Here is a 17419-nt window from a genome sequence, read left to right on the forward strand (position 1 = left end):
GACTTATAACGAAAAGGAGAATATAGAGGCCATTTAAACCCTGCGATATACGCAGTTCCAAGACCAAGTTTACCAGCTCTTTCCACAAGATGCAACCTTTCGGGAAACTCTGTTTGAAGCCTCTTTACAATAGAAGCGGTTCCATCAGGAGACCCATCGTCAATAACCAGAATATCGAACTCTTTAGGTAAATTGAACACTGCCCTTGTAATGGCCTCTATATTCTCCTTTTCGTTATAAGTCGGGATGATAACTATTGAATCTGACATTTCCTACAATATATTAAGTTACAAATGTAGCATTTTAAGTATTGATAAATAAAAATTTGCCCGACAAAAAAAACTAAAATATTACGATATCCATTTCGCTAAAAGAACTTTTTCAATGAGATTAAAAAAAATTAATACCTCTTTATGGAATTTCAGAGACTTTAATATCTATTAAGTAGAAAAAGACAAGATTAAGTAACAATTTAAAACATACAGTTATGAAAAACGCAGTAAACCTAAACTCAACAGAATGGTGTGACATCGTTTTTGAAGGAAGAAACAAATCATACGGAGCATTCGCTTTAAGGCAATCTTCTTGGAAACGACACATTCTCGCTTTTGCTATCATCTTAGTTTTTGTAGGTTTTGTAACAGCCCTACCATTAATCATCAGTACTGTAAAAGCTGCAACAGGGACACGGGCTGAAAATATGACAGGAGAGTACAAAATGGCTATTCTCGATCAGCCATTAAACAAAGTGGATGAGATTGAAAAACCACCAATTCCTGAACCACCTAAATTTATACAAATGACGAAGTTTGTTCCACCAACAATTGTAGATGACACTAAAGTCAATAATGAAGAACAGATGGTGACAATGGAAGAGGTAGCAAAAGGCAAAGACGCCATTGGAAAACACAAGGTAGAAAACGGTTCTACTGACCCTGATGCAATCCGAAAGGACATTGAGACCATAATGACACCAACAGATAAGGGAGGAACAGAAAAGAAACCCGAGACATTTATTGCAGTAGAAATCATGCCTCAGTTCCCTGGAGGTGAGTCCGAAATGTATAAATTTATCTCTAATAATTTAAAATATCCTGTCGTAGACCAAGAAATAGGAACACAGGGACGTGTTATAGTAAGATTCGTTGTTAGCAAAACCGGTGAAATATCCAACTTGGAATTATTAAAAGGAATCAGTCCGACATGCGACAAGGAAGCAATGAGAGTTATAAAAAGTATGCCAAAATGGATTCCTGGGAAGCAAAGCGGAAATCCGGTTCAGGTATATTTCACAATTCCGATTGTATTCAAACTGAAACAATAGAAGTACTCTGCCCAAGAAGGCTGTATAGAGTTTTTACCTTATCCTATATTGATTTCTCTTCGATCAGGATGACAAAAGACAAGAAAAACTCTATAACAGCCTTCTTATTGTTTCTCGGTAAGGTATTTCCAAAAACGTTTTGGCATGTGCTGGCGATGCAGTTTTGGATTTATACGTTCTTTTATGGTCATCGACTTAAAATAACCTTTCCACAATTCTTGAAATAACTTTTCATCTTCGGCCATCAACTTTTCATCCAATTTTCCTCCCAGCAAATGCTCATCATTATCAAGTGTGATCTCTACCATTGTATTCAGATCATAGTAATACCCATATTTTCTTTTCATATCATAGATAACCCATTTTTGATCCGAAAAGCGATCTTTGAAATGACCAATAGCCAAAGGAAGAGCATTATATCGGGGAAATACAGGTGCAAAGAATATATCGTCAGCCGCTTTTTGAAAACGCACAAACTGTTTCAGATAAAGCTCTTCGTGAGATACCTTTCTGGCTAATTGGCTCATCTGCAAAACATCGCTATCTGCAAAATTCGTTTCTATAGAGATTTTATTATCAAGCGCTTTACGGATATAACGAAACATAAGATCGTCACTTCCTTCTTCCTCCGAAAGCCAAACATAGGAAAGCATGTTGCATGCTCCTTTCGACAGTTTATTTTCTAATCCTTTCCAAACCCGAGTAGCTTTGTCTTCTTGCGTAACCACCGTATAGCTATCATCCATAAACATGGGAGCAATATCTCCTTCTGCCAGTAATCTGTCGGGAAATACTTTTCGGCTATATGCATCAAAGATGGCGGTCAATAAGCCTTCGAAAGTTTTATCGTAAAAAAATACTACCATCAGTCGGGGAATATTATAGACAACTGACTATCATCACCTTTTCGCTTTTTAGGTTCTGTAAGGATTTTGCGAACATACTCCGGGGTAGCTTCATTGACAGTATACATGGGTAGTTCGTTGCAAGTAATAAAATATTGCGCTTTCTTCATCACCACTCCAATCTTTTTAAGGTGTGAAGCATTCAACTTTCCATGCCGACGTGAAGTTACAATATACTGTGCCGACTTAACCCCAATACCGGGCACACGAAGAATCACTGCATAGTCAGCTTTGTTAATATCCACCGGAAATATTTCGAGATGACGCAGTGCCCATGCCAATTTCGGGTCAATCTCAAGATCAAGATCAGGATATGCATCGTCCACTATTTCATCAGCTCTATACTGATAGAAACGCATCAGCCAGTCGGCCTGATATAAGCGATTTTCTCTCACCAATGGGGCTTGCTTTAAGGCTGGCAAACGAGTATCATAGCTATTTACCGGAATAAAACCCGAATAGTATACACGCCTCATCTGTGTCTGTTGATAAAGGATAGAAGACACACGCAAGATATCCTTATCCCGCTCATTAGTTGCACCTACTATCATTTGCGTACTCTGTCCGGCAGGAACAAAGCGTGGAGCAGAACGAAACTTTCGCCTGTCTTCTATACTTTGTTGCATTCCCTGCTGAATATAACGCATCGGCTTGTATACACTGCGATGATCTTTTTCAGGAGCCAGCAGTTTCAGATTTACCTCTGTGGGTATTTCCAGATTTACACTCATACGATCGGCATACAATCCGGCTTCACTAATCAGCTCCTGACTAGCACCGGGTATACTTTTCATGTGAATATATCCATTGAATCGTTGTACAGTTCTGAGATTTTTTATGACTCTCACCATACGCTCCATCGTATAGTCTGGGTTGTTAATAACGCCCGAACTAAGAAAAAGTCCTTCGATATAGTTGCGACGATAAAACTCAATTGTAAGATCAACCAATTCTTGGACGGTGAAAGTAGCTCTACGAATATCATTACTCCTACGATTGATACAATATGCACAATCATAAATACAGTAGTTGGTTAGCATAATTTTCAACAATGAAACGCAACGCCCATCTTCTGTAAAACTATGACATATCCCCATACCACCTACAGTATTTCCAAGTCCGCCCGCTTTATTTTTGCGGACAGTACCACTGGAAGAGCAAGAAACGTCATACTTAGCCGACTCTGCCAATACCTTCAGTTTTTCGAGTACATTATCATTCATAGAAATACAAAGAAAAGCATTTTAAAAGAGAGGTTATTATAAAATAATTTAAAATAAGATCTTTTGTTGAAAAATAATTAAAGCACTAATTACTTGCAATTTATAGTCAATAATTTTATTACCATTAAACAAAATGTATCATTAAAGTCGAGTATAAAGGACATACATCAAATTAATGTTTAGGCATACATTTTAAATTATTTTAACCACACAAAAAGAGAAAACACAAAGTGAAACTCGGCGGAAATCCTTATTTTGCATATATTTGTAATATCACATCTAATTAATTATTACAGGCCTGCCGTTATGAAAAAAATATGCACACTGATTGCTTTATGTATATGCTATTCTGTATTATATGCGCAAAATACAGACAAACAAATTTACAAGCATGCAGAACTAGAGACAATCCTCAACAATATCAGAGAAAAACATATCTCTGATAAAAGAGTAAAAGTGTTTGATATAAAAGTAGATGATCACGAAAAGAATCCTACATTATCAGGAGTTACATCCGACATTGCTGCATATAATGAATTAATAAAGCAGTCTGAAAAAATCTATGGAAAAAACTTCACGGATAAGATAAAATTATTACCCGATAAAGATCTAGGAGACAAGACGTATGGTGTGATAACCTTGTCTGTTGCCGATATACGAGTTGAAGGCAAATTCTCGGCCGAAATGGCTACTCAGGCTACCCTCGGAACACCAATCCGAATTTTGCAAAAAGATGGATGGAGTCGCATACAAACTCCTGATGGATACATAGCTTGGACTCAGGAAATAAATTATCACCCGATGACTAAGACTGAATTTGAGAATTGGAACTCAGCTAAAAAAATAATATTTACAGACTATTTTGGGTTTGCATATTCTGCACCTGATACACAAAGTCAGACTGTATCCGATCTAGTCAGTTGCAACATTCTGAAAAAAGAAGGCGAGGTTGGAGATTTTTATAAAGTATCATATCCCGATGGACGGAAGGCATATATACTAAAAAGCCAAAGTAAAAAATATGAAGACTGGCTTGCCGAAATTACAATATCAGGGAACGATTTTGTAAAAAAGGCATACTCCCTGATGGGTATTCCTTATGTATGGGGTGGCACATCGGTAAAGGGTATGGACTGTAGCGGTTTTACCAAAACAATAGCGTTAATGCACGGTATTATTCTGATGAGAGATGCCTCACAACAGGTACATACAGGCATACCGATTGATATAAGTAATGGATATGGAAATTTACAACCCGGAGATTTGATGTTTTTTGGAAAAAAAGCTGAAAAAGATAAAAAAGAACGTATACGTCATGTCGCATTTTATATTGGCAACAATAAATTCATTCATGCATCGGGCTATATCCGCATCAGCAGCCTCAACCCTAAAGACAATGATTATGACGAAGTGAATACAAAAGAATTCATCAGAGCTTCGCGCATAATAGGGGCCATAGATAAAGAAGGATCGGGAATATGGTCTATATCAAACAATTCATTCTATAAGTAATTAACATTGCACTTAATATATCGAATCATGCCACAATCGAGACGTAATTTTCTAAAAACAGCAGCTCTGACAACAATAGGCAGCGGGTTACTCGCCGGTAATCCATTAGCAGCATTTGCTCAAAATAATAAGAAGACTATTTCATTAAATAAGAAAATGAAGTTAAGCTTTAAGCCATACGATCTGCAATTGCGCCATGTATTCACTATTGCTAATTCTTCACGCACAACAACACCTGTTGTACTGACTGAAATTACATACGATGGCATAACTGGCTATGGAGAAGCTTCTCTCCCTCCCTATTTGGGCGAAACTCAAGCTTCGGTAATCGAATTTCTGAAAAAAGTAGACCTCGAACAATTTTCCAGTCCGTTTGAGCTGGATGATATACTCACCTATATCGACAAAATAACAGAGAACAATACTGCAGCTAAGGCTTCCATCGATATAGCATTGCATGATTTGGTAGGCAAAATAATGAATCAGCCCTGGTATAAAATATGGGGATTGGACAAAGAGAAAACACCATCTACAACGTTTACGATTGGTATCGATACGGATGAGGTTGTTAAACAAAAAACCAGAGAGGCTGCACCATTATACAATATACTGAAGGTAAAGCTTGGAAGAGAAAATGACAAGCAGATGATAGAGGCTATACGGACTGTGACCGACAAGCCTATAGCCGTAGATGCCAATCAGGGATGGAAAGATAAACACTATGCATTGGATATGATCAACTGGCTAAAAGAAAAAGGTATCGTCATGATCGAACAGCCAATGCCCAAGTACAATCTGGAAGATGCCGCATGGGTTACAGAAAGAAGCCCGTTGCCTGTATTTGCCGACGAGTCTTTTCAACGTCTCCAAGATGTACTACGGCTAAAAGGAGCTTTCACCGGAGTAAATATCAAGTTAATGAAGTGCACAGGTATGCGTGAGGCATGGAAAATACAAACTGTTGCACGGGCAGCCAACATGAAAGTAATGATAGGCTGTATGACCGAGACGTCTTGTGCCATCTCTGCCGCAACGCAATTATCTCCAGCTGTAGATTGGGCAGATCTGGATGGAAATCTATTGATCAGTAACGACTGCTTCAAAGGGGTAACAGTTATAAATGGTAAGTTACATCTGGATGATAAGCCCGGAATCGGAATAGAGAAAGTCGGGTGATCTAAATAGTTTTTTGATGATGAATTATATTTATTTATCTATCTTTGCATAAATTTAATACATAAGAATACGTGATATTACTAGCTGAAAGCGGCTCTACAAAGACAGAGTGGTGCCTGGTGGACAGAAGTGGAATTGTAGAACATTTCTTGTCCGATGGTATTAATCCTTTTTTCCAAACAAGAAAGGAGATAAGTCGTTCTATTCGGCTACAACTGCCACCGGTCTTCTTTAAGACTAAATTCCATACTATATATTTCTATGGAGCTGGTTGTTCTTCTCTAGAAAAGAAGAATGTAGTAAAAGCTTCACTTGAAGCCCAGTTTAAAACACCATCGATCATCGAAAGTGACCTTTTGGGTTCGGCTCGTTCCCTATTTAAAAACGAAGCCGGTATTGCCTGTATTTTGGGAACCGGCTCTAACTCGTGTTTATATGACGGGGATACTATTATAAAGAATGTAAAACCTTTGGGATATATCCTTGGGGACGAGGGAAGTGGCGCTTCTTTAGGTAAAATATTTCTTGCAGATTGTTTAAAAGGATTAGCTCCTACTGAGCTTATAGAGCCATTCTACAGAAAGTATAAGATTGATCCGGATGAGATCATGGATTATATTTATTCTAAACCATTCCCAAACAAACTCTTATCTGTTTTGTCATTCTTTTTATACGAATATCTCGAACATCCCTATATCAATAATTTAGTCAGAAAGAATCTACGATCTTTCTTTGAAAGGAATATCCTTCAATATGAATATGCGGAATATCCTATACGCTTTGTAGGATCGATAGCAAAAATGTATTCCTTTATCTTAAGAGAAATAGCTCAAGACTTAGGAATATACATTGATGTTATTATTGAAAATCCGATAAAAGGACTGATTGAATATCATAAAGAAAACGGACAGTTAATATAGATAAGGTATCTATATTACTTTTTATCTTCCTTATTAGCCAGAGTGATTCTTACAGCATTCATGCCTTTTTGACCTCGCTCCAATTCGAATGTCACCATATTGCCTTCTTCAACAGGCACTAAAGTGCTGCTTACATGGAAAAAGTATTTTTCTGTACTGCCTGTGTGTTTAATAAAGCCATACCCTTTATCCTGATTAAAGTATTCTACACGACCATTGAGTATAGGATCTTCTACATCTTCTTTCTTGGGTGTTGAAATAGCGATATCTTCTATTTCTATCTCTTGTTTATTCGTCTGAGTGGGAGGTGTACTGGTTATAACGCCATTCTCATCCACATAAGCGATCATATCTTCAAATGAGTCGACAGGAGCATTTCGTCTTTCCTCTCTTCTCTGCTGTTTTTCTTTTCTCTTTTGCTGTTTGTTTTTTTCTATTTCTCTTTTGTTAAATGAATTTGATTTTGCCATTAATTATATATTTATGTTTTTATATTTGTTACGCTGGAATTGATAATTGATTCAACTTCTTCCCTGTTAATTTCTGAATATCATTTAGCATTGCATTCTCTTCCGCCGAACAGAAAGTAAGAGCAGTTCCACTATTACCTGCACGTCCGGTACGACCTATACGATGCACATAAGTTTCGGGAACATCGGGCAAGTCATAATTGATAACCAACTCCAGTTGATCGACATCTATCCCTCTTGCAGCAATATCCGTAGCAATGAGAACACGTGTTTTTTGCGACTTGAAATTATTCAACGCACGTTGACGTGCATTTTGAGATTTGTTGCCATGAATAGCCTCGCTACCTATACCTGCCTTACAAAGAAGACGCGCAATTTTATCGGCACCATGCTTCGTGCGGGAAAAGACTAAAACCGACTGTTTTTTATCTTTTTTCAATAAATTGATTAACAAATCTTTCTTCTCTTGTTTCTCTACAAAATATAGATATTGCTTGATAGTATCTATAACAGATGATGCAGGTGTAACTTCTACCTTAAGAGGATCTCTGAGGATAGAGCGAGACAAAGAAGCAATTGTCGATGGCATAGTAGCTGAGAAAAACAAAGTTTGTTTCTCTTTCGGCAACTTAGGCAGTAGACGTTTAATATCATGAATAAAACCCATATCTAACATACGGTCAGCTTCATCAAGGACGAAATGACGTATAGAGTCCAGATTTATAAAACCCTGATTAATCAAATCCAACAGTCGTCCCGGTGTAGCAACTAATATATCTATGCCTGTCTTCAATTCATCTGTTTGCGCTTTTTGCTTCACTCCTCCATATATAACACAGTGACGAAGTCCTGTATATTGAGTATAGTCATTAAGACTGTCATTTATTTGAATTGCCAGTTCTCGTGTGGGGGTTAATATTAATGCTCTGATTTCTCTTCTTTTACCACTAACTTTATTCAAATAAAGTTGCTGAATGATAGGCAGTGAGAAGGCGGCAGTTTTACCTGTACCTGTTTGTGCCAATCCTAAAACATCTCGATTGGTTAAAGCCGGAATAATAGCTTTTTCTTGTATAGGAGTTGGCGTTGTATATCCTTTTTCTTCCAGAGCCTTTAATATCGGCTCAATAATATTTAATTCTTTAAATGTCATAAATAGTTTAACTGTAATCTACTACAGATTTTATAATTGAATAATGTGTTACGAACACTGTGCAACACATTTCCGTAACTTGTTAATAAAATAAACAAGAAAGTTAATTTTGACGTCATTTTTTACGATGGGAAGTTCCGCTAAAACAGTGGCGGAGCAAAACATTGCGAAGAAAGATACAATATAAACTCGATTGTTCAAAAGACAAAGATACGAAAACAAATCGACTTATTGTATTCTTCGGGTTTTATTTGATAAAACCCTCTAGTATATAGGGGAATAAAACGATATAGACGATAATAAAAAAGTGTCCTGAAATAATTTGTATTATTCCAGGACACTTCCTCCTTTTTCCTTTATTTAAACATAAAAGAAAGAATATTTGACATCAGACTGTCTCTTTCTGCTTGATCTTTTATCGCTTCGAAAGGAAAACCAATTACACATGTTTTGTAATCGCCATCATGAGCAATACCGGCACTAAGATTATTCTCTGTATATCTGAATACTGTATAACTATTATCTCCGGCTGGCTCTAAAGCATCAGGTGATTCTACGGCATAAGCTACGGAATTGAGTTTGGTATAAAACTCATAGTTGCCAGAAAATGCAGGAAATGGAGACGCTATTGTTTTTACTTTTCCCTCAACTGCTGCACGCCCGACTCTCCACTTATATTTTAACACATCAACAGCAAACTTTTGATCTTCTAATTGAGGCTTTTCTGTATCCCACAGATCAGAAGCGACATAAGCTCCGCTTATAAAGATATTTCCTCCTTGTTTACAATAATCAGTAATTTCGCTTTGCAACTCTTTGGTAAATGTCTTGAATTCAACAGGGCTTACACCTCTACCAATTTTTGTCTGTCGCTGTTTCCCTAATATCAAATCTACTAATTTGTAAGAGTTCATGTCCACAGTTCCGTCCAATATAGCATCACGGCTTACAGATACGAACGAATATCCGGCTGCAGCAATAGATCGCCCATGCATAGACGGATAGTCAAATGTATTTCCGGCAACAACCGTTGTTTCATAATTCGCATTGCTTGCACCAAAGCCTGCTGCATCGTCATCCATCCAAGGTATTACCCTCCTGAATTCGTATTGGCTTCCAATATAATTATACTCTACTTTATCCGGCACTCCATGATCAATAAAGTCTAAAAATCCACCAATACTATCTCTTGATGCAAAACTACAAGGAGCAGATAGTCTATCAAAACCATTGACTATAAGCACCTGTCCTTTCTCTTTCGACTTTTTACATACCGAAAGTATTTCGGAAGGGAAGCTTTGTCCTCCCTTGTTTACAGCAGTTATCTTAAAGCTATATAATACATCTTTTTCGATCGGCATAATCGCATTTGCACCATTCACCATCTTACCATTATCAAAGTCTCCATCGCCTATACGTGTATATACGATATATTGATCAGGCTTTGCGCTTGGCTCGGTAAGATCATCTACCGGCTTCCATTTTAATTCCACCTGAGTATCCCCGGAAAATTGTGCACTAAATGATTTTACAGGTAATGGCTGCACAACATAGTCATAACCATATTGATGGGCCACAAATTTGAGCATCCCCTTATATATGGAGCGACTAACCGTAAAACGAAAACGAGGATCGAGCCCATACTTCATATCGGCGAAATTCTGATGCGATAGTAATTCTAACAACATGGTAGGCACATTCGGAACACGGGCTTCACTATAAGAACGGTTCCACATCTGGCGGCGAGTCCACTGCGGCTCATACTCGCGGCGAATATCTTTTACTATCTCATCCATTATCAGCTCCGTAAGGTCACGGGAGGCCCAGCGAGTCTTACCATTTTCAAACTTTTCATCATTGTGATGCGTCATGTAGATACCCAGACTTCCTATAATAGAATCGTTGAAGGTAGTACCCGCATCGGTATGAAAAGCCATTGCAAGGTCTATCGGAATATTCAGACCGTCGTTCTTCGGTAATACAGAAGAACCTCCGGCAATATAATTTACCCAGAACCCTCTACTTTGATAATCGTCGGTATAGTCATTTTTTCCTTCGCTCTTGTTATATATACTATCGGGAGCACCGGCCCATTGCAACCAATAACGAGCTCCCTCTGTATAACGAGGATAACCACTTACTTCCGGTTTGTAATCTATCGCAGGCAGCTTCTTTATATTATTTTCAATAGTTTCAGAACTCTTAGTATTGTCTGTTACAATGCCACTGGCATGAGGCCGCCTTGCAATATTGCCCATTCCGCCTCCTATCTTAACAGCATCAGCGGTTAGTATGCGTTCGGCTTTATTGCTTTTATTGGTCAATACAACTTTGCAATTTTCATTTACACCCTTATCAAAAGAAAAATAACCCAGAAATATCCAAGTACCTCCACCCATCTTTTGATTAATACTAAAGTCGGTTTTTCCGCCCTTATGATATACTGTATATCGGGCATCATCGGTGCTATTTTGTAAAGTCTTATACGATATATATACCCCATATTTACCATTTTCGGGAATATCGGGTATCCATTCACATCGACTTTCTTCTCCAGCCTTTATTGTCTTTACTTCTTTGTAAGAGCCTGATCTGAATGGATTTTCTCCATCCAGATATGACTCTTTCAAATATGCAAATCCTTCATAGTAGCCAGCTGTCCAGCTGTCTTTTCCATTAATTTCTTTATATATCGATTTATCTTTGTTTCTATCGTTATCTATAATTATTTCACGACGCTGTATATCACGTTCGCGAGGCAGTAAAACATTCGCACCTGCATTTTCGAGCATAGGTACTAAGTATGGCAATACATAACTTTGGGTATATAAATCTTCTACAGTCTGAAAGATTCGAGCTCGCTGCCACTCCCAGCGTGCTAGCTTTTGTTCGTAATACCACCCGTGGCTTTGCCATATAGCCAGGTGATGATTTTGCAACCCTCGGTCAGCAACATAGGGTTGAGATAAGTTTGCGATCAATGGTTTTTCAAGTTTGTTAGCAAACAGCTGTTTTTTTTCTTTTCCAAACAAAACCAAATCTTCTACTTTTCTAGTATCTGTAATCAATTCGACTTTGTATTTTTTATACTTTTCGGGAAGTAGACCTTTGATTTTATTATAAATGGCAGCTACTTCATTTTTCTGAAAAGGAATATAAGAAAGGTTTACTCCAGCAAAGAAGCTTATAGTTTTTCCTTTCACGTTGACAGAGTCTATTTTTATTCTCCCTGTTTTTACATCTTTGTTGGCAAATTCTGTCAGGTATGTTCCAATATTATTTTTAATACTATCGGAAATAATTTGAGCCTTTATTTCATTCACTATAAAAAATGAGAGAAATAAAATAGCAATATTGAAAAAAAACGTCCTTTTCATTATAATCTATTTATCATAAACGTTCAAAAGAATAACCTCTCTTTACTAAACCTTTTATAATTTCATTTAATCTCAAATATAATTTATCTTTCCTAGCAGGATGAGTTCCCGGATGAATAAGAATTATTGCACCATTCAGTGTATTTTCTTTTTCATACGAAAACAACTGATCTATTATCTGTTGAGAAGACATATAATTTTTCATATCCGGTGTTGTATAATCGGCAGCTGTTCTCAGTCCGGAAGTAAAATTAATCGTTATCTGATTTTGCGATTCAATTAAGCTTACATTTTCTTTATTATACCACTCATATGGAGGCAAGTAATAATTTACTTCAGATTCTTTTATTCCATACTTTTCGAGTTCATACATATTTTGCCTTAAATCATTAATAAGGCTATCTGATGTCACAAGAGATTGTTCTCTATTTCCCCAAGAAGCATATAACAAATGCTTATCTGAATGTCCCCCTACATAATGTCCTTTTTTAATAATGTTCTTAATGGTTTCTTTATGTTCTTTCATTCTAAGACAATTCCCTGTAAGAAAAAAAGAAACTTTTGCTTTGTTTTTATCTAATGTCTTAAGAATAGTTGTAGCTCCTTCAAAAGCGGAATCTGCAGAAAATATCAAATGAATTACTTTCTTATCTGTGTTGATTCTAACAGTAGCTCCATAGGCATCTTTTACCGTATTATTCGGTTTATTAGACTGCTTTCTTCCTAGTTGCTCCATTATGGAGAGGTAATATATCATGTAACAAGTACCATCGATCACAGGCTCATTGGTACCATAGGAATCTTGATGAAATACAGCCGGACCATTCTGAAAGGCAGCTAAAGGATCTTTACTGCGACTCACTTTTGGAACGCCCAAGAATGTATCATGCCAACCTTCATTGATGGGGCCATCAACCAATCCTCCCAAACGAGTTTCGTCTGTTCTGGAAGAAGCTGCTCCTTCAGGAAAACCTCCTATAAAAGAGAATCCCCAAGGATTACAACCTAAAATCCAATCACGTAAAGCAGCTTCCATCTCTTGAAATGAACTATCTCCTGAGACCTCTTTATATTGGTGAGCATAAGAAGCAGCTCCAATAATGGCAAAGTTAGCGCACCACACATAAGGCACACCATTCATAAACGGCTCATTACCTGCACGGTTTCGAATAGTTTGTAATCCTTGACGCATAAAGTCGGTGAACTTTTTACTTGTTACTGCATCATCGGATTTTGCCATCAGGTGATGTCCCTGATTAACAAAAGGATAGAATTGATAGTGACGTGCAAATCCGAATGCCCACAAAGGATTAACGGGTTCAAGTTGTCCCCAGTAGTCTCCTGCGGCGAGCCATTTAGGCTCTTTAGTGAGAGTATAGAACGTAGCAGCTGCTAATTCTATATCATCCACATAATTATCTTCTTCATAAAAATAAGGGGAAACCACGCAAACTGTTTGAGTATTTCCGGGATATTCAAGAGCAAAGTCATAGGCAGGCTCTGCCTTATTTGATAATACTTGAGCAAAAGCAGGATCTATATTCTTGAAAAGTTCGGCTCCCAAAGCAAAACAGGAAGCAAATTTACCTGCAGAGGAAGCCACTCCGGTGGTACGGTTCAGTCGAATCTCTCCATTTCTGGGATTAGGTAAGTCTTGAGGCTCTCCGGTAATGAAATAAACCGGTCGTCCCTTGCCCGGTCCCCAGCCATAATCCACATTGTCGTTTTGTGGCAAGCCATAACCGACATGGTCTCGGTCATCTGCTATCTGGTTATACATTTCTTTAGGTGCAGGATTCATTCTGGATAGCCAGTCTAATCCCCAACGGATTTCATCTAAGATATCCGGAATTCCGTTACTGCCAGGACTAGCATCAGCACGATAATTGTCTTGAAAAATTGTTTTATCTTTTGCCTGATAATAAGCTAACATCATGTGATAGATAGCACTTGCTGTGGTGGTAACATATTGTAATTTATCGTCTGCATCATGCCAACCACCGCGAACATCAATATGTTCCCCTGTACGGGTAGGATGCTCTACAATAAAACCATCATGTTGGTGACAAACGGTACCTAAAAAATTATTATGCCCGCAACGTTGACGGCGCATATAATTGAGCATAAAATCAACAGACCCTTCATAAATATCTGCTCCAATCTTAAATTGAGGAGATTTAACGCCGGCAGCTTCAATATAATAATCGCCTTCTGCCTGAACAGAAGAAAAATCGAGACGAAAAGCCGATTTTAATCCCCAATATGCAGCATCCGCAATTTTTCCCTGTCCGCTGTATACTACTTTTCCGTTTTTTGCATCAACAAGAGAAAAATCAGGGGTACCATGTTGAGTTGTAGGCAACACGGGAGGTTGTCCTCTATTGCCACGAAAAGATAAATCGGGGGTAATTTCTTCAGTTGAGATCAATACTGCAACTTTGATATCTTTGGGTAGATATCCCAATTGATTTATCCTTACCCATGAAGATTGTCCATAAGACAGGGAAACCATCATGCAAAAAATAAAAAAAGCGACTAAGCGATGCTGTTTCATGTGACAAAAGATTAAGATAAAAGAAGGAGACAACTTGGCATCCCAGGATGTCTCCTTCTATATAGAATGTATAAATCTAATTATATAAAGAAGGTAGATTTTATAACATTATTTATTCCATCCTGGATTTTGAGGTAAATCAACACCTTCCCCTTTATATAAATCGATTTGCCCTGTTGGAATTGAATTTAAATAATTTTTACCAGCATCAAATACTCTATTGTTACTAGGATATACTTTAATATAACCATCATCGTTTAACGTTATATTTTTCTTTTCATTCTCTGATAATTTACTTTTATCTAAATATGCACCTAAAGCAACATCGGGATTTGAAGTATAATCAAGGTAATCTCCCTTTTTCCAACGCATAAGGTCATAATAACGAAGCTCTGTCCATGTCATAAGTTCTGCTCTGCGCTCACGACGAATTTCCCATATAATAGAAGAAACAGCTCCTGTCTTATTTTCCAAAACACTTGTACGTTTTGGATCATTGATTGTTACTCCGTCAACCTGAACATTATCCTCAGTTACATATGTAAGTTTTTTTATGCCTGCTCTGGCTCTTAATAGATTGATAGATTTATCCAAATCCGCTTGTGTAATTTCCTTTAGCTCCGCACTCGCTTCTGCATAATTTAGCAATACCTCTGCATAACTAAATATTGGAGCATCAATTGTATTTTGTCCTGTGGTTGTTATATTAGGAGATGCAGAGTTATAGAATAAACTAATAACATATCCTGTAGACGATTTTCTCGATCTTGATAATGATTTATCAGAACCTCTAAAACTTATACCCTCTTTTTCAACCGCTGCTAATAAACGAGGATCCCTATTCTTTAATGTTTCTTGAAAATCCTTAGTTGAAGTATACAATGGTGATTGAGAGATTGGAAGACCATCAGTACACACATAATTTTCAAAAGCGGCCTTTGTCATCCCATTTACAACTGTAGATGTGTTCGTATAAGCCTGAATAGAATTAGCCTGTACTCCAAGAATATATGACTTATATAAAATCATTTCTGAGTTTTTGCTTAAGTCTTCCGAATTATAAACAGACTGATAGGCATCTGCTCCTGTAACTAATTTAAATTTCGTTGAAGCAATAATATCCTCAGCAGCACTTTTAGCATCTTGTAAGAAAACCTTTCCATCCCCAGCATTATGATATTTTCGGTAAGTACCCTCATAAAGACCAATCCTAGCTTTAAGAGCAAGCCCTACATATTTATTTACAGAATTAGCTTCATCGGCTTCCCTTAACAATGTTACGGCTTTATTTATATCTTCACGAACCTTATCCATCACATCGCTACGGCTAGTTCTAGGAAGATACACTACCTGCACATTATTAATATCCGTCACTCGTTTATCGTAATATGGGACATCTCCAAAGCGTTGAACCAATTTATAATACGCTAGAGCCCTATAGAAACGAGCGACACCTTCCCAATGATTTTTGGCTTCATCTGTCATTGGTACAGTAGGTATCTTTTCGAGCATAATATTTGCTCGATTGATATACTCATAATTATCTCTCCATTCTGTGTTAGAGCTACTTGGATTGGGCTGATATGGCAAATAAGAGTTTGCTGTTATATCATCTGAGAAGTTAGCACAAGTTGTAGCTCCTGCACTTTGAAAAAAGAACTCAGCAGTTGTGCCTGTACCGATACCATACGCTTTAAATTGATTGTAAAATTTCCATGCATATGTTTTCACATTGGCTTCACTTGTCCAATAATTTTGATCTGTAAAACCATCGAGAGGGTCTCTTTCAAGGAAATCATTACATGAAGTAAAGAAAGCCATTGTTCCTCCGATTATAGCCAGACTTATATATTTTTTAATTTTCTTCATAATCGTAAAATTTAGAAATTAACTTGTAATCCAAATGACAATGTTCTTGGATATGGATATGTACGCCCCCAAGCAGCTTCTGTCTCATTAATCTCAGGATCGACAGGCAAACGGCTATTCTTAAATTCAGCAAGGTTTTGACCACTGAAATAAACCCTTACTTTATCTACGCCTATTTTGCTAGTTAAAGTAGCCGGTAAAGTATAACCAAGTGTTACATTCTTTAGACGAAGATATGCCATACTTAACAGATATCTTGATTGAGACACAAAATTATTTGATCCGGTTACACCTTGACCTACAGCATTACTTGCATGAGGAAAATATGGATTCGGGAAGAATGCGTCAGTATTATCTTCTGTCCAATAATCCATTTGATGGGCATATAAAGCATCGGCACGGTTATATAAAGGCAAAATTAAGTCAGAACTAGCCCAATAATCACGTTTACCTACTCCTTGGAAAAATACATCGATATCAAATCCATAGAAATTAGCCCCAACACGGAAATTATATTGATAGCGAGGTGTAGAATTTCCTATCACTTTCATATCTCCAGGATTATCTGCAGTACGATCTCCCGATGTGATCTCTCCATCTTTGTCTAAATCTTTATACTTAACGTCTCCAGGACCATATTTAAAGCTACCAGTTATTAATTTCGATTGACTTGCAATTCCTGTTTTAAATGTTCCATCAGCATTAAAATCATCTTTCTGGAAAAGGCGATCAGTCTCAAATCCCCAAATTTCTCCAACCTTCATTCCTTTATAGAATTCGCCTAAAGAATTTGTAGGATTATCCCATTTTGTTACCTCTGTTTGATAATCAGATAAAGCAGCACTAGCATATATTGTTATATCCTTGTTGATTGGATAATTAAAATCTACAGAAAGTTCATACCCTCTAGTTCTTATATCTCCTGCATTAGTTAAT

12 protein-coding genes and 1 pseudogene are annotated in these 17419 nt (G+C 37.3%); 4 read left to right on the forward strand and 9 right to left on the reverse strand.

What is annotated here, in order from left to right; translation table 11 throughout:
• The coding region (locus LDB17_RS10335; protein WP_393925028.1) for a glycosyltransferase at nucleotides 1-269 on the reverse strand (269 nt) is incomplete at its 3' end.
• A 218-nt stretch (nucleotides 270-487) separates the two neighbouring features.
• Here LDB17_RS10335 and LDB17_RS10340 point away from each other — a divergent pair.
• Nucleotides 488-1324, forward strand: a complete 837-nt coding sequence (locus tag LDB17_RS10340; RefSeq protein ID WP_252636434.1) for an energy transducer TonB — start codon at nucleotides 488-490, stop codon at nucleotides 1322-1324.
• A 104-nt stretch (nucleotides 1325-1428) separates the two neighbouring features.
• Here LDB17_RS10340 and LDB17_RS10345 read toward each other — a convergent pair whose 3' ends face one another.
• A complete protein-coding gene (locus LDB17_RS10345) occupies nucleotides 1429-2190 on the reverse strand; it encodes a TIGR03915 family putative DNA repair protein (RefSeq protein ID WP_252636435.1) in 762 nt (253 codons plus the stop codon).
• Nucleotides 2190-3452 carry a putative DNA modification/repair radical SAM protein gene (locus LDB17_RS10350; protein ID WP_252636436.1) on the reverse strand — a complete coding sequence of 421 codons (1263 nt, stop codon included), beginning with the start codon at nucleotides 3450-3452 and terminating at the stop codon, nucleotides 2190-2192. Before LDB17_RS10350 ends, LDB17_RS10345 begins: the two co-directional genes overlap by 1 nt.
• A gap of 306 nt (nucleotides 3453-3758) precedes the next feature.
• Here LDB17_RS10350 and LDB17_RS10355 point away from each other — a divergent pair, with 306 nt between their 5' ends.
• From LDB17_RS10355 to LDB17_RS10365, 3 genes are all read left to right on the forward strand, one after another.
• Nucleotides 3759-4964: an SH3 domain-containing C40 family peptidase gene (locus LDB17_RS10355; protein ID WP_252636437.1), complete on the forward strand. Its 1206-nt coding sequence runs from the start codon at nucleotides 3759-3761 to the stop codon at nucleotides 4962-4964.
• A gap of 27 nt (nucleotides 4965-4991) precedes the next feature.
• Nucleotides 4992-6140, forward strand: a complete 1149-nt coding sequence (locus LDB17_RS10360) for a dipeptide epimerase (RefSeq protein ID WP_252636438.1) — start codon at nucleotides 4992-4994, stop codon at nucleotides 6138-6140.
• A gap of 71 nt (nucleotides 6141-6211) precedes the next feature.
• Nucleotides 6212-7060: a hypothetical protein gene (locus tag LDB17_RS10365; protein ID WP_252636439.1), complete on the forward strand. Its 849-nt coding sequence runs from the start codon at nucleotides 6212-6214 to the stop codon at nucleotides 7058-7060.
• A gap of 14 nt (nucleotides 7061-7074) precedes the next feature.
• On the opposite strand, the gene LDB17_RS10370 is transcribed toward LDB17_RS10365, so the two are convergent.
• From LDB17_RS10370 to LDB17_RS10395, 6 genes and pseudogenes are all read right to left on the reverse strand, one after another.
• Nucleotides 7075-7530 carry a cold-shock protein gene (locus LDB17_RS10370; RefSeq protein ID WP_252636440.1) on the reverse strand — a complete coding sequence of 152 codons (456 nt, stop codon included), beginning with the start codon at nucleotides 7528-7530 and terminating at the stop codon, nucleotides 7075-7077.
• Between the two features lie 28 nt (nucleotides 7531-7558).
• Nucleotides 7559-8683: a DEAD/DEAH box helicase gene (locus tag LDB17_RS10375; protein WP_252636441.1), complete on the reverse strand. Its 1125-nt coding sequence runs from the start codon at nucleotides 8681-8683 to the stop codon at nucleotides 7559-7561.
• Nucleotides 8684-9039: 356 nt separating this feature from the next.
• Nucleotides 9040-12060 (reverse strand): xanthan lyase, encoded by a 3021-nt coding sequence (locus LDB17_RS10380; protein WP_252636442.1) that lies wholly within the window; start codon nucleotides 12058-12060, stop codon nucleotides 9040-9042.
• Nucleotides 12061-12073: 13 nt separating this feature from the next.
• A complete protein-coding gene (locus tag LDB17_RS10385) occupies nucleotides 12074-14614 on the reverse strand; it encodes a glycoside hydrolase family 9 protein (protein WP_252636443.1) in 2541 nt (846 codons plus the stop codon).
• Nucleotides 14615-14722: 108 nt separating this feature from the next.
• The gene (locus LDB17_RS10390; RefSeq protein WP_135104077.1) at nucleotides 14723-16483 is read right to left on the reverse strand and encodes a RagB/SusD family nutrient uptake outer membrane protein; all 1761 of its coding nucleotides are present in this window, start codon (nucleotides 16481-16483) and stop codon (nucleotides 14723-14725) included.
• 11 nt (nucleotides 16484-16494) lie between these two features.
• Nucleotides 16495-17419, reverse strand: a pseudogene (locus LDB17_RS10395) (SusC/RagA family protein); the annotation flags it as partial.

The sequence above is a fragment of the Dysgonomonas sp. Shenzhen-Wh21 genome (assembly GCF_043392705.1).
GTDB lineage: Bacteria > Bacteroidota > Bacteroidia > Bacteroidales > Dysgonomonadaceae > Dysgonomonas.

Coding starts and splice junctions, on each gene's coding strand:
- LDB17_RS10340 (WP_252636434.1), top strand. CDS start 488: ATGAAAAACGCAGTAAACCTAAACTCAACAGAATGGTGTGACATCGTT.
- LDB17_RS10345 (WP_252636435.1), bottom strand. CDS start 2,190: ATGGTAGTATTTTTTTACGATAAAACTTTCGAAGGCTTATTGACCGCC.
- LDB17_RS10350 (WP_252636436.1), bottom strand. CDS start 3,452: ATGAATGATAATGTACTCGAAAAACTGAAGGTATTGGCAGAGTCGGCT.
- LDB17_RS10355 (WP_252636437.1), top strand. CDS start 3,759: ATGAAAAAAATATGCACACTGATTGCTTTATGTATATGCTATTCTGTA.
- LDB17_RS10360 (WP_252636438.1), top strand. CDS start 4,992: ATGCCACAATCGAGACGTAATTTTCTAAAAACAGCAGCTCTGACAACA.
- LDB17_RS10370 (WP_252636440.1), bottom strand. CDS start 7,530: ATGGCAAAATCAAATTCATTTAACAAAAGAGAAATAGAAAAAAACAAA.
- LDB17_RS10375 (WP_252636441.1), bottom strand. CDS start 8,683: ATGACATTTAAAGAATTAAATATTATTGAGCCGATATTAAAGGCTCTG.
- LDB17_RS10380 (WP_252636442.1), bottom strand. CDS start 12,060: ATGAAAAGGACGTTTTTTTTCAATATTGCTATTTTATTTCTCTCATTT.
- LDB17_RS10385 (WP_252636443.1), bottom strand. CDS start 14,614: ATGAAACAGCATCGCTTAGTCGCTTTTTTTATTTTTTGCATGATGGTT.
- LDB17_RS10390 (WP_135104077.1), bottom strand. CDS start 16,483: ATGAAGAAAATTAAAAAATATATAAGTCTGGCTATAATCGGAGGAACA.